The following is a 14,288-nucleotide window of genomic DNA, read 5'->3' as shown; positions in this document are numbered from 1 at the left end:
CCCGACCATCACACCTTCACCGAGCTGGCCATGACGGATCTCTTCGAGCCGGAGCAACCGGCGGACGCGCCCCTCGCCGAGCGCTTGCGTCCGACCCGCCTCGACGAAGTCGTCGGCCAGCATCATCTGCTCGGCCCCGGAAAGCCGTTGAGGCTGGCCTTCGAGTCCGGCAAGCTGCACTCGATGATTCTGTGGGGACCGCCGGGGGTCGGCAAGACCACGCTCGCACGGCTCACCGCACGGGCCTTCGACGCCGATTTCATCTCGCTGTCGGCGGTCTTTTCGGGCGTCAAGGACATCCGCGACGCGGTGGCACAGGCGCAGGCGGCACGCGTGCGCGGGCGCCACACCATTCTGTTCGTCGACGAGGTCCATCGTTTCAACAAGGCCCAGCAGGACGCGTTCCTGCCGTATGTGGAGCAGGGCGTGGTCACGCTGATCGGTGCGACCACCGAGAATCCGTCTTTCGAGGTCAATTCCGCGCTGCTGTCGCGTGCCGCCGTGTATGTGCTCGAACCGCTGGACGACCAGGCGCTGGCCGACCTGTTCCTGCGTGCCTGTGCGCTGGCCTGTCCCGATCTGCGTTTCGACGAGGCGGCCCGGGAACGCCTGATCGGCTTCGCGGACGGCGATGCGCGGCGACTGATGAATCTGGTCGAACAGGTGCAGATCGCCGCCAGTACCGCGGGGGTCAACCCGGTCACGCCGGCGTTTCTGGACGAGACGCTGGCCAGCAAGCTGCGACGCTTCGACAAGGGTGGAGAAGCCTTCTACGACCAGATCTCGGCCCTGCACAAGTCGGTACGCGGTTCCCATCCGGATGCGGCGCTGTACTGGCTCTGCCGCATGCTCGACGGCGGGATGGATCCGCACTATCTGGGGCGGCGGCTGGTCCGCATGGCGAGCGAGGACATCGGGCTGGCCGATCCGCGCGCGCTCGAGATCACGCTGAACGCGTGCAAGGCATACGAGCGGCTGGGTTCGCCCGAGGGTGAGCTGGCCCTGGCGCAGGCGACGGTCTTTCTCGCGTGCGCGGCCAAGTCGAATGCGGTGTACAAGGCCTACAGTGCGGCGCGCAAGTTCGTGGCCGCGGACGCGTCGCGCCCGGTTCCGCTGCATCTGCGCAATGCGCCCTCCCGATTGATGAAGAACCTGGGTTACGGACACGACTATCGTTATGCACACGACGAGCCGGATGCCTACGCGGCGGGCGAAACCTATCTCCCCGACGGCATGACCGAACCGGGCTGGTATCGGCCGGCCGATCGCGGCCTGGAGAGCCAGATCGGCGCTAAACTGGAAAGACTTCGAGAGCGGGATCGAAGTAGCGGATCCCGGGGGGAGGACGATGGCAGTTGAAACGGCACTGCGTCAGGCGGATTCAGCGCTTGTAGAGCCGTTCGGCGCGTGACGTCGCCCGATTCGCGGCTTGCGCCGCTCCTGGACGCTACGGGAGGGAGCGCCGCAAGCCGCGAATACGGCTTCGAAATCAATGACGAATCGGGTGATCCGCCACGAAGCGCGCGCAGACTGCTCGTGCGCGCTCTGCCTTGTCGCGGTCGCCGCGCCGGTTGGCGCGCTCGATGAGTTCGTACATGTAGCGCGTCAATACGACAACCCCTTCCGGCGTCTGCACCAAACCGCAGACCAGCTGCGCGGCGGCGACATCCGGGATGTCTTCGTGCTCTGCAATCAGCTCGATTTCGTCTTCGGTCAAATCACAATAATCAAGGCAATCTCTCATGGACAGCATGCGGCTCTCCTCCAGTGTCTTTTTGCGGTCTTGCGCCGCTGATCCCTGTGTAAAAGTCTATGCTAACAGCAGGGGATTACAAGTGATATCTAGGTATCGGGACACGTTAAGCAATTGATATAAATAATGTAAGGCGGCACCGAAGCAAATACCACGCCGAAGCGGTAAACTACGTGCAATGAATGGGATAGCGGCGTTTTTCAACCCGCGCTGACATCAATTTCCGTCGTCCTCCGACCACAAACCCTCATCGGAGTTTCACATGCTAGATATCCAGTTGCTTCGCTCGAACATCCAATCCGTCGTCGCTGCGCTACAGCGCCGAGGGGTGGTTTTCGACGCGGCCGATTTTCAGGCGCTCGAGGCCGAGCGCAAGGATCTGCAGAGCCGTACCCAGGACCTGCAGGCGCGGCGCAATGCCCTGTCCAAGCAGATCGGGATGCTCAAAGGCAAGGGGGAGGACGCCTCCGCGGCGATGGCCGAGGTCGGTGGCCTGGGCGAGGAACTCAAGGCGAACGAGGTCGCACTGGCGAAGCTGCTGGAGCGGGTGAACGCGGTCTTGACGGGTTTGCCCAACCTGCCCCATGACAGCGTGCCGAGCGGGGCCGACGAGTCTGCGAACGTCGAGGTCCTGCGTTGGGGGACGCCACGGGTGTTCGACTTCCAGCCCCGTGATCATGTGGATGTCGGCGCGGGTCTGGGCGGACTGGACTTCGAGACCGCGGTCAAACTGTCCGGCGCCCGGTTCGCGCTGATGCGTGGTCCGGTCGCGCGACTGCATCGGGCGTTGGCGCAGTTCATGCTCGACGTTCATACCCGGGAGCATGGCTACACCGAGGTCTATGTACCCTATCTGGTCAACGAGGCGTCGATGTTCGGCACCGGCCAGCTGCCCAAGTTCGAGGAGGATCTGTTCTCGGTGCCGCGCGGGGAGGATGGGCGCTTATTCCTGATTCCGACCTCCGAGGTGCCGGTGACCAATATCGTGCGCGGCGAATTGCTGGATGCAGACGCCCTGCCGCTGAAGTTCGTCGGTCACACGCCCTGTTTTCGCTCCGAGGCCGGCAGTTACGGACGCGATACGCGTGGCATGATCCGCCAGCACCAGTTCGACAAGGTGGAACTGGTCCGCATCGAGCATCCCGATCACTCCTGGGCGGCGCTCGAGGAACTGACCGGACATGCAGAGAGCATTCTTCGGCGGCTGGCGCTACCCTACCGCAAGATCGTGCTGTGCACCGGCGACATGGGTTTCTCTGCGGCCAAGACCTACGATCTGGAGGTCTGGCTTCCGGCGCAGAACACCTATCGAGAGATCTCGAGCTGCTCGAACTGCACCGATTTTCAGGCCAGGCGCATGCAGGCGCGGGTGCGTAACAGCCAGGGCAAGAACGAGTTGCTGCACACGCTCAACGGGTCCGGACTCGCGGTCGGCCGCACGCTGGTTGCGGTGCTTGAAAACTATCAGCAGGCCGATGGTTCGGTCGTCGTGCCCGAGGCGCTGATTCCGTGGATGGGCGGCGTGGATCGGATCGAGCCGGTCACGCGACGGGCCTGAGCGGCAGCTTGTACGGCCAGAATCTTAAAGGCAGTGGGCCGGCTCGGAGCGGATCGGCGCATGGTTCGCTTCCGGCTCGTCAGGGTCGCAGCCCGACCGCGGACCGATCGGGCTCGCCGTCGAGGGCGGGGGCCAGGCGCACCAGCTTGCCGTAGTAGTTGCGCACGTTCTCGGTCATCACCACCGCCTCGCCGCCGCGGGCGGGACCGGACTTCAGCCGTGCGGCATAGTCCGGCCGCGACATCAGCGGCAGCACCGACTTGAGGTCCCACCAGGACGTGTCGTCCTTGCCCAGCCCGCGGGCGATCGCGCGGGCGCCGTTCATGTGACCCATGCCGAGATTGTAGGCCGCGGTCGCGATCCAGGTACGGTCGGGTTCGTCGATCTCCTCGGGCAGCGCGTCGCGCAGCTTCGCCAGATAGCGCGCACCCCCCAGAATGCTCTCGCGCGCATTCAGCCTGTCCGACACGCCCAGGCTGTCGGCCGTTTCCGACGTCAGCATCATCATGCCGCGCACCCCGGTTCGCGAGCGCGCAAGCGGATCCCAGTGCGACTCCTGATAGGCGATCGCCGCAAGATAGCGCCAGTCGATGTCGGTCTCGGTCTGCGCCTCCAGAAAATGGGCGTGGTAACGCGGCAGCCGCTCGTCCATGCGTTCGAGGAACATCGCGACATCCGCCTCGTCGATGCGTCGCACATGGGCGAAGTAGCGGTCGGCCATGCGCGCGATCAGTCCGTTCGACGCAGCCTCGTCCAGGAATGCCGCCAACTGTTCGCCCAGTCCCGCATCGCCGTTCATGGGCAGCGCCCACGCGATCGCGGATTTGAACTGCAACGCATGCTTGATCTCCAGTGTCGGATGGATCTGGGCCGCCAGCGCGTAGTGCGCGCGGTCGGTCGCCACCAGATCGAGATCCCCGGCGGCGAGCCGATCGAGCAGAGACTGGTCGCGTTCGCGATGTGACAGGTCCAGTTCGACCGCGGGGCGGCGCCGGCGCAGGTCTGACAGCGCCTGCGTCTGCAGCGCGCCGAGGCGGGCGCTGACGCGGCGACCGTCCAGGTCGGCTTCGTCCTCCACGTCGGCGCTGTCGCTGCGAGCGACGAGCACGTAGTCGAGCGCACGCAGCGGCGCGGACCAGCTCAACGGCAGGCGCGGATTGAGCGCCAGCCCGGCCGCCGCGAGGTGCACCTCGCCGTCGCGCACGGCTTCCATTGCGTGCGTGCTGTCCGGATACACGACGAATCTCGCACGCAGGTCCAATGTGCGTGCGAACTCGACGACGAGGTCGTGCTCGAAACCGCCCGGCTCCGAACCCTCGGCCACGACATACGCGATCGCGTCCTCGCGGGTCGCGACGACCAGCTCTCCGGATTTCCACGGGTCGGCGATCGGCGCGGCCTCGCCCGGCGCAACACTGGCGAGCCAGCCGACCACCAAGAGAATGTTCACGATCCGCCGCATTTCGCAAGTCTAACGTCTGGCGAGGCGCAGGCGTTGGCTGGGCAGGTCGCATCGACAACGTGCCACGCAGCGGGCCGGGGAGAAGGGCTAGCCTCGCGGCGACTCGGCCCGAGCGCATGCCGCTGTTGGCGAACGTAGCGCCCGCGGGCCTCGCCGTCTGAGCCCGAAGGGCGAGTTCGAGGCCCGCAGCGAAGAGCGCCTTACAGCGGCAGCACGAGTGGCCGAGTCGCCGCGAGGCTAGCCCTTCTCCCCGGCCCGCCTTGTCGTGCTGCATGCGATTGCGTTGCGAATCCTGTTGCGTCGCAACATCCGTGGTGGTTATCGGGTAACATTGCACTTTCTGAATCGTCGATGTCCTCGGCAGCGAGGTTCTGAATTCATGCCGCTGACAAAGCAAGCCCAATCCCTGCTGGACATGGCCTACCGGATAGGCGCACCGCGTTTTCACGAACTGTCGGTCGCGCAGGCGCGCCATTCCTTCCAGAAGCTCCAGTTCGCGTTTCGTCCCGAAGTGCCGGCAGTCGCATCGGTCACCGAGGTGCCGATCGGCCGGCGCGACGGCAGCGTGCTGCTGTCGCGCTTCTATCGCCCGATCCGCAGCAGGCCGGACGACCGGCTGGCGATCCTGCTGTACCTGCACGGCGGAGGGTGGTGCGTCGGCGACGTCGAGAGCTACGACGTGCTGTGCCGCGAGATCGCGAACCAGTCCGGTTGTGCGGTGCTGTCGGTGGATTACCGCCTCGCGCCCGAGCATCCGTTTCCGGCGGCAATCCATGACGCGCTGCTGGCTTTCGAATGGGTCGGTGACAATGCTGATCTGTTGAACGTCGATCCGGACCGGATCGCGTTTGGCGGCGACAGCGCCGGCGGAAACCTGTCCCTGGTCGCGGCCATCGCGTTGCGGGACGAGGGCGCAACCGGCCCTGCATTTCTGGCGCTAGTGTATCCCTGCACCGAGATCCACAGCGACCGCCCGTCGCGCATCGCATACAACGACGGCTTTTTTCTCGACCAGGACACGCTCGAGTGGTTCTTCAGCCGCTACCTGCCGGACGGCGGCGCCGACGACTGGCGAGCCTCGCCGATGCGGGCCGGCTCGCTGGCCGGTCTACCGCCGATGCTGCTGATCACGGCCGAGTACGATCCGCTCACCGATGACTGCGACGCGTTCGTCGAGCGCACGCGGGCCGAGGGTGGACGGGTGGAGGCGTACCGCGTGCCCGGCATGGTGCATGGCTTTCTGACGCTCGGAAAGCTTCTGCCCGAGGCCAGGGAAACGGTCACGCGGCTTTCGGAAGCGCTTGCCCGGGGGCTTGGCGTCTCCCCGGAACGGGCTATGCCGGATGGGTTGGACGGGGTGCGGCGCGTGAGCCGGTAGTATCATTGAAACGGGCCTCAGGCATGCTCGGCGACTGCTCGAGCGCATTTGAAACAGGTGCATGCCGTTATGATGCCGATCCGATGCCGCCGTGATTTTGTTCATGGCAATCGATCGCGGGAGCGGTTACCGTTGGACACCTGAAAAAGAAGCAACAAGATGGAAGTTCCGGGCCGTCGCGTACCAGGGCGGCAGGCGAAGGCCCGGAATGCGTTCCATTCATACAGAGCATTTAAAGGCGGGCCCGATGTCGAAAGTGTTCAGTCATTATTTCCCATCGCACATCCTGCAACAGGCGGCATTCGATGCGACGCTGCTGTTCGTGGCGGTACTGCTCGCGATGGCGTTCCAGATGCAGGGAACCGAACTCGACTGGCGGATCATTGCGCCGTCCGCGCTGTTTTTTGCGGTCGTCATGATCCTGCTCAACAGTGTAATGGGTCTGTATCGCAGTCCGGGTCGCGGGCTGTCCGGACGGGATGCGGCGATGCGTACCGTCGTGTCGGTCGTCGTCAGCGTGCCGATCGCCTATGGCGCTTTCCAGGTGCTGCCCTGGTCGTCGGTCGCCTCGGATGCGGCGGTCGAACTGTCGGTGCTGCTGCTTCTCGGACTGATTCTGGTCATGCGGGGCGTCGTGAACCGGCGCGCGGCTTCGTCGATGTTCATGCCGCGCGTGCTCATCATCGGTACCGGAACGGATGCGGCTGCGGTCGCGCATTCGCTGACGCACCCGGTCAGACGGGGTGTGGAGGTGGTCGGCTTCTACGGTGGCAACGGTGACGATCCGGTGGCGGTGAACCGCGATCGGGTTCTCCACACCAACCGCAGCCTGATCGACACCGTGCGCGATCTGCGCGTCAGTGAAGTCATCGTCGCCTTGCGCGAGCGCCGGGGCGGGGTGCTGCCCATTCGCGAGCTGCTCGACTGCAAGATGACCGGTGTCAGAGTGCTGGACCTGTCCTCGTTCTTCGAACGTACGCAGGGCCAGATCCGCATCGACTCGCTGCGCGCGAGCTGGCTGATCTATGGCGACGGCTTCCGTCAGGGCTGGGGCAGGACGCTCGTCAAGCGCTGCTTCGACCTGGTCGCATCGGTCGCACTGCTGGTGCTGGCCTTGCCGGTCATGCTGGTCACCGCGCTGCTCATCATGCTCGAGGATCGGGGCCCGGTGTTCTACCGGCAGGAGCGCGTCGGCCTCAATGGCCGGGTGTTTCGCGTGATCAAGTTCCGCAGCATGGGCCAGGACGCGGAAAAGGACGGCCGCCCGCGCTGGGCCGTGGTGAACGACGACCGCACGACGCGTGTCGGTCGCGTGATCCGGAAGCTTCGTATCGACGAACTGCCGCAGCTGTTCAACGTGATCGCCGGGGACATGAGCCTCGTCGGTCCGCGACCGGAGCGTCCGTATTTCGTGGATCAGCTCAGCCAGGAGATCCCGTTCTATTCGTGCCGGCACTGTGTGAAGCCCGGCGTGACCGGCTGGGCGCAGGTGCGCTATCAGTACGGATCGTCGGTGGATGATGCCGTGCAGAAGTTGCAGTACGATCTGTACTACGTGAAGAACCACACGCTGATTCTCGATACGCTGGTGTTGTTCGAGACCGTCCGGGTCGTGCTGACCGGCGAAGGCGCAAACTGATCCGTCGCGCCTGACGCAGCTCGAGCGGGCCTCGCCGCCCGGTTGCGGAGCGGCCCATCACCGTCAATACCGGTCCCGATCCGCATTCGCCCTCGCCTGATGGGAGTCGAGTTGTACGAAGTCGCCGTATGGGGCAGCGGGCTCGCCGCTGCCGCCTACCTGATCTTTCTGCTGTATCTGTTTCTTGCCTGGCGTGGCGGACTGGCAGGCGGCGTGCTGTTGGCCGCCGTCTCGTCCAGTGCGCTGTGGGGTGGGGTCGGGCTTGTGCCCGCGTTCTTTCCGGATGCGGAGCCGCTTGCGCTGCTGGCCATGCTCGGTGCAAGCGAGGTGCTGCGCGGTGCGGCTTGGTATGCGTTCCTGCTGGTGCTGCTGCGCCCGCTGATCGGCACCGGCAAGCGCTGGCCCTCGCTTATCGCGGGTCTGATCGTCGCCGTGCAGGCGCTGCTGCTGACGACGGCAGGCATGCTGCCCGACTACGGTCTGGACCCGGTACGCCTGGTGCTCGGGTCCTTTCTGGCCGGGACCGTGTTCGGTCTGGTACTGGTCGAACAACTGTATCGCGGACTGCCGGTGGAGTCGCGCTGGGGCTTGAAGCCTCTGTGCCTCGCGCTGGCGGCCGGTTATATCTTCGACCTCTATCTGATGGCCGACGCCTTTCTGTTCGGGCGCATCGATCCGGACATCTGGGCGGTGCGCGGCTTCGTGCTGACCCTGCTGATTCCGCTGATCGCGCTGTCCGCAGCGCGCAGTCCGTCCTGGACGGTGCGGATCTCGGTGTCGCGCGAGATGGCTTTCCACTCGACCGCGCTCGCGCTGTCAGGCCTGTATCTGCTGGTCATCGCCGCTGCAGGCTACTACGTGCGCTTCGTCGGCGGCGAATGGGGCCGGGTGCTGCAGCTGGCGCTGCTGTTCGCCGGCCTGCTGCTGCTGGTCGTGTTCCTGTTCTCGGGCACGCAGCGCGCCCGCCTGCGCGTGCTGATCAACAAGCACCTTTTTCCGTACCGCTACGACTATCGCACCGAATGGCTGCGTTTCACGCAGGCCCTGTCGTCGGCGGGCGACGCCATGGATCTCGGGCAGTCGGTGATCAAGGCGTTGTCGGATCTGGTCGAGAGTTCCGGCGGCGCGCTGTGGCTGAAGGAACCGGGCGGGCGCTTCGTCATGCATGCGCGGCTCAACCATCCCCCGTCGGATGCAGTGGAGGACGACGACGGCGCGTTCTGTCGTTTCCTCGACGAGCGCGAGTGGATCGTCAATCTGGAGGAGATGCGCGCGAGGCGCGCGAATGTCCCGGATCTTAAGATTCCGCGCTGGCTGTCCGAGATGCCCGATGCGTGGCTGGTGGTCCCGCTCAGATCCGGCGGTGTGCTGGTCGGTTTCGTCGTGCTCAATTCGGCCCGCACCCGCTTCGACATCAACTGGGAGGTGCTCGACCTGCTGAAGACCGCCCAGCGCCAGGCGGCCAGCTATCTGGCGCGCATGCAGGCGGCCGAAGCCCTGCTCGAGTCGCGCAAGTTCGACTCCTTCAACCGCATGTCGGCCTTCGTCGTGCATGACCTGAAGAATCTGGTCGCGCAGCTGTCCTTGATGCTCCGGAATGCGGAGCGTCACAAGGACAACCCGGAGTTCCAGCAGGACATGCTCGAGACGGTGACCCATGTCGAAGCGAAGATGCGCGCATTGATGCAGCAGCTGCAGGAGAAACGGTCCATCGAACCGACCCGCCGGATCGAGCTCGCCGGCCTGCTCGAACGCATCCGGGCATCCAGACGGCATCAGCTGCCGGCCGTCGAGGTGGCCTTCGATGGCGGCCCGTCCTTCCCGGTCTATGCCCATCCGGAACGCCTCGAACGCGTTGTCGGTCACCTTGTGCAAAATGCCCTGGACGCCACTCCGGAGGATGGTAAGGTATCAGTACGCGTGGATATTCCCGAATCGGGGCGCTTGCGGATCCGGGTCGAGGACACCGGTTGCGGAATGAGTCCGGAATTCATTCGAGAGCGGCTGTTCAAACCCTTTCAGAGCAGCAAGCGCAGCGGCATGGGCATCGGCGCGTACGAGACACAGCAATACATTCAGGAACTCGGTGGCAGCATGCAGGTGGAAAGCGAAGAAGGGCGGGGCACGCGCGTCATCATTCTGCTTCCGATGGCGGAACGCCTGAACGAAGCCGATGGCCCGGCGCCGGTCCAAGCAGGCAATCATGACTGACAAGCAACGAACGCTTCTCATCGTCGAGGACGATCCCACGCTGCAGAAGCAGATGCGGTGGGCGTTCGACGGATTCGAAACCATCGTGGCCGAGGACCGGGAGAGCGCGATCACGCAATTGCGCCGTCACGAGCCGGCCGTGGTCACGATGGACCTGGGCCTGCCGCCGGCACCGGACGACGTGACCGAGGGCTTCAGGCTGTTGACCGAGATGCTGGCGCTCGCGCCGGGCACCAAGGTCATCGTGCTGACCGGCCAGCACGATCGCGACAACGCGGTCAGGGCGGTCGCGATGGGCGCCTACGATTTCTTCGGCAAGCCCTTCGAGCCGGATCTGCTGAACCTGACCATCGATCGCGCCTTCCGCCTGCACGACCTGCAGATGGAGAACCAGCGCCTGCGCGAGCGCCAGGACAGTGCGCTGTCCGGCGTGATCACGCGCGATCCGGCCATGCTGAAGCTGTGTCGCACCGTGGAGCGGGTCGCATCCGCGAACGCGACCATCGCGCTACTCGGCGAGAGCGGCACCGGCAAGGAGGTCTTCGCGCGCGCATTGCATTCGCTGTCGCCGCGCGCCAAACAGCGCTTCGTCGCGGTCAATTGCGCCGCCATTCCGGAGAACCTGCTCGAAAGCGAGCTCTTCGGTTACGAGAAGGGCGCCTTCACCGGCGCGGCGAAGCAGACGCCGGGAAAGATAGAGAGCGCGAACAAGGGCACCTTCTTCCTGGACGAGATCGGCGACCTGCCGATGGCGCTGCAGGCCAAGCTGCTGCGTTTTCTGCAGGAGCGGGTCATCGAGCGCATCGGCGGACGGGAGGAGATCCCGATCGATGTGCGGATCGTATGCGCGACCCATCGCGACCTGAAGGAACTGATCCGGGTCGGGCAGTTCCGCGAGGATCTCTATTACCGGCTGGCCGAGATCGTCATCGAGATCCCGCCGCTGCGCGACCGCGACGGCGACGCCGCACTGCTCGCGCATGCCTTCGTGCAGCGCTTCTGCCGCGAGAACGGACGCCCGACGCTGTCGCTGTCGGACGACGCGCTGTCCGCGATCGAGGCGCACGACTGGCCGGGCAACATCCGCGAACTCGAGAACTGCCTGAAGCGCGCGGTGATCATGGCCGATGGTACCCAGATCACGGCGGACGACCTCGGCCTGGAGGCGGCCGAGGCCGATCTTTCGAAGCTGAATCTGCGCCAGGTGCGCGAGGCGGCCGAACGCCAGGCGGTGATCCGCGTGATCGCACGCACCAACAACAACATCGCCCGGGCCGCCGAGATCCTCGGCGTCAGCCGGCCATCGCTTTATGACATGATGAACCGTTTCGGTTTGAAGAGGGAGGGCTGAGATGCCTGAGAATAAAATGCTTTCCTCGCGCGCGCAGCGCAGGCCTGGCGTGAGCCGGCTGTTTGCGCTGTTGTTTTCCGCGGTCGTGCTCACCGCGTGTGCCGACTCGCCCGAGGACATGCTCGGTTCGGCCAAGGACTTCCTCGCGAGGAACGACATCAACGCCGCCAGCATTCAGCTGAAGAACGCGATCCAGAAGGACGGTAGCCTGGTCGAGGCGCGCTTCCTGCTCGGCAAGGTCTATCTGGAGCAGGGCAACATCCCGGGCGCGCTCCGGGAACTGCGCCGGGCGTCCGACGCGGGCTATCCGGAGGTCGAGGTCGTGCCGCTGCTGTCGCGCGCGATGGTGCTGTCGGGTGATTTCGACGGCGTGATCGCAGCCTTCTCCGAACGGGAACTCGGTGATGCGGCCGCGCAGGCGCGGCTGCTCGCGAACGTCGGCGACGCCCATCTGGCCAAGGCCAACGTCGAGGAGGCGCGCACATTCTACGAAGCCGCGCATCAGCAGAATCCGCAGGACGTGATGGCGCTGGTCGGGCTGGCGCGCGCGAAGCTTTTCGGTGGCGACCTCGACGGCGCGCTGGCCGATGCCGATACCGCGTTGGCGCTGAAGCCGGATACGCATGAGGCGCATGCGTTGAAGGCGGATGTATATGCTGCGCAGAACCAACCCGACGAAGCGGTCGCGGCCCTCGAGGCCGCGATCAAGGCCGAGCCGCGCGCACCCGCGTACCATCTTGCACTGATCTCCTACTTGCTGCAGCTCGAGCGCATCGATGACGCCGAGCGACGGTTGGCCGACATGATCGAGGTTGCGCCGCGCGATCCGTCGACGCTCTATCTGAGGGCCTTCGTGGACTTGCGCCGCGATCGGGTCATTGAGGCGCGGGATGGTATCGAGGAGGTTCTTCGTCTGCTTCCCGGGCATCTTCCGGCTGAACTGCTGGCCGGCAGCATCTACCTGCGGCTGAACGATCATGTCCGCGCGCAGGCGCATCTGGAGCGTGTGCTCGCCCGTGCGCCCGGCCAACCGCTGGCTCGCCGGCTGATGGCGGCTTCGCTGCTCGCTCGCGGCGAAACCGTCCGCGCACGCGAGCTCGTCGAACCGTTACTCGGACCGGGTACCGACGACCCGGTGACGATGACACTGGCCGGGCAGATCTTCCTGGCGACCGGGGATTTCGAGCAGGCGTCCGATTATTTTGCTCGCGTGTCCACCGCCAATCCCGAGGATGTGCAGGCTCTGACCCGACTTGGAGTGGCGAGATATGCAGCGGGTGATGTCGAGCAGGCGTTGGCTGATCTGGAAAACGCCTCGGGTCTCGACGCGAGGCTAGCGCAACCCGACGTCGCTCTGATCCTCGTTTACCTTCGGAATCGTGAGTTCGACAAGGCTGCTGAGGCTCTTGAGGAACTCGAACGTAAGGAACCGGACAACCCGCAGACCCACAATCTCAAGGGCGGGCTCATGATCGCGAGACAGGAGATCGACGGTGCTCGGCTTGCTTTCGAACGCGCACTGGAACTTGACCCTGGATTCGTCACGGCGTTGATCAATCTGGCCCGGCTTGATCTCGCACAGGGCCGTTCCGATGATGCGAAGCAGAGGTTCGAAGGAATGATCGCTCGAGATCCGTCCAATCCGAATCCTTATTTGTTATTGGCCCAAGTGCAGGCTCAGACCGGATCGCCGCCCGCCGACGTGCGTGCGACGCTCGAACGTGCAGTAGCAGCGAACCCGACGGCTCGTGCGCCAAAGGTCGCAATGGCCAGGCACTTGCTCGAGAACAATGAAGCCACCCGCGCCCGCACGCTTGCTCAGGAACTCGTTGCCGCGCAACCGGATGAACCGAATGGCCTGACCGTTCTTGCGCAGGCGCAGATGTCGACGGGGGAGCGTCAGCAGGCGGTGTCGACGCTGAATCGCCTCGTCCGAGTGCAAACGCAGGCTCCGGGGCCACTGGTGGCACTGGCTGATGCCCAACGCGCAACCGGGGACATTGTTGGAACAGAGCAGTCGCTGCGCCGTGCCTTGGCGCTGCGTCCCGACCTGGTCGCCGCTCACCAGCGCTTGATTGCTGTGCTGTTAGAAACCCAACGCCCTGCGGACGCCTTGACCGTAGCGCGCCAAGTCCAAAGCCTCCTCCCGAATTCAGCGCTTGGCTACATGCTCGAGGGCGATGTTCAAGCCACTGCCGGCAATTGGGCCCAAGCCATCTCGCCCTTTGAGAGGGCGCTGGAACGATCGCCCAATGCTGGCGTGGCAGTCAAGCTGCATCGTGCCCAGCTGCGTGCGGACAAACTCGATGATGCGGCAAAGACGGCTCAGACTCTGCTCGAGCGACAGCCGCAGGATGTGGTCATGCGAACCTACCTCGCGGAGTATGCCCTTGCACAGGGGCGTCTTGAGGAGGCCGAGGGCCTGTATCGGCGCATCATCGAGATTCAGCCGAACAACGCACTGGCGTTTAACAACCTCGCCTGGGTCGCGGGGCGCTTGAAACAGCCGGATGCGATCCCGCTGGCACAACGCGCGCTTGCTCTGGCGCCGGAAAACCCGGCGATCCTCGACACGCTGGGCATGCTGCAGATGGAGCAGGGTGACCACGAGCACGGTCTCGCGAATCTGCGCAAGGCGGTCGACACGGCGCCGAATCAGCCGGCGCTCAGACTCAACCTCGCCCGCTCCTACATCGAGGTCGACCGCAAGGCCGATGCCGGGCGCGAACTCGACGAGGTGATCCGGCTGGCCCCGGAGGGCACTGCAATGCACTCGGAGGCGACCCGGTTGAAGGGCACGCTGTGAATCGGATCGAACTGACTGAACGGATTCACTGATCAAGGCGGCAATCAATTGGCGATGTCGATAGGATAAGCGCGCCGTTGCTCCCTCCCCTTCAAGGGGAGGGTTGGGGTGGGGATGGGTTGCACAACCG

Annotated in this window: 9 protein-coding genes; 7 read left to right on the top strand and 2 right to left on the bottom strand. The window is 64.9% G+C overall.

From position 1 onward, the window contains the following. Positions 1-30 precede the first annotated feature (30 nt). A complete protein-coding gene (locus tag ACKVEX_RS14230; RefSeq protein WP_473216400.1) occupies positions 31-1,359 on the top strand; it encodes a replication-associated recombination protein A in 1,329 nt (442 codons plus the stop codon). A 130-nt stretch (positions 1,360-1,489) separates the two neighbouring features. Here the strand turns inward: ACKVEX_RS14230 and ACKVEX_RS14225 are convergent, their stop codons facing one another. Then, on the bottom strand, positions 1,490-1,753 hold the full coding sequence (locus ACKVEX_RS14225) for a hypothetical protein (protein ID WP_473216399.1): 264 nt from the start codon (positions 1,751-1,753) through the stop codon (positions 1,490-1,492). Positions 1,754-2,015: 262 nt separating this feature from the next. Here ACKVEX_RS14225 and serS point away from each other — a divergent pair, with 262 nt between their 5' ends. After that, the gene (serS, locus tag ACKVEX_RS14220) at positions 2,016-3,311 is read left to right on the top strand and encodes a serine--tRNA ligase (RefSeq protein ID WP_473216398.1); all 1,296 of its coding nucleotides are present in this window, start codon (positions 2,016-2,018) and stop codon (positions 3,309-3,311) included. A gap of 79 nt (positions 3,312-3,390) precedes the next feature. Here serS and mltF read toward each other — a convergent pair whose 3' ends face one another. Next, a complete protein-coding gene (mltF, locus tag ACKVEX_RS14215; protein WP_473216397.1) occupies positions 3,391-4,761 on the bottom strand; it encodes a membrane-bound lytic murein transglycosylase MltF in 1,371 nt (456 codons plus the stop codon). A gap of 391 nt (positions 4,762-5,152) precedes the next feature. On the opposite strand from mltF, the gene ACKVEX_RS14210 reads away from it, so the two are divergent. From ACKVEX_RS14210 to prsT, 5 genes are all read left to right on the top strand, one after another. After that, positions 5,153-6,151 carry an alpha/beta hydrolase gene (locus ACKVEX_RS14210; RefSeq protein WP_473216396.1) on the top strand — a complete coding sequence of 333 codons (999 nt, stop codon included), beginning with the start codon at positions 5,153-5,155 and terminating at the stop codon, positions 6,149-6,151. 247 nt (positions 6,152-6,398) lie between these two features. Next, complete coding sequence (locus ACKVEX_RS14205; protein ID WP_473216395.1) at positions 6,399-7,790, top strand: TIGR03013 family XrtA/PEP-CTERM system glycosyltransferase; 1,392 nt, start codon at positions 6,399-6,401, stop codon at positions 7,788-7,790. 111 nt (positions 7,791-7,901) lie between these two features. After that, positions 7,902-10,001, top strand: a complete 2,100-nt coding sequence (gene prsK, locus ACKVEX_RS14200; RefSeq protein WP_473216394.1) for an XrtA/PEP-CTERM system histidine kinase PrsK — start codon at positions 7,902-7,904, stop codon at positions 9,999-10,001. Next, positions 9,994-11,352, top strand: a complete 1,359-nt coding sequence (prsR, locus tag ACKVEX_RS14195; protein WP_473216393.1) for a PEP-CTERM-box response regulator transcription factor — start codon at positions 9,994-9,996, stop codon at positions 11,350-11,352. The genes prsK and prsR overlap by 8 nt, the downstream gene beginning before the upstream one ends. Position 11,353: 1 nt before the next feature. Further along, positions 11,354-14,158, top strand: a complete 2,805-nt coding sequence (gene prsT / locus ACKVEX_RS14190) for an XrtA/PEP-CTERM system TPR-repeat protein PrsT (protein ID WP_473216392.1) — start codon at positions 11,354-11,356, stop codon at positions 14,156-14,158. Positions 14,159-14,288: the final 130 nt, after the last annotated feature.

It is taken from the genome of Denitraticella aggregata, assembly GCF_048158365.1.
GTDB lineage: Bacteria > Pseudomonadota > Gammaproteobacteria > Burkholderiales > Rhodocyclaceae > Azoarcus_F.
The sequence above is the reverse complement of the archived record's forward strand: the minus strand, read 5'-3'. Positions and strand labels throughout refer to the sequence as shown.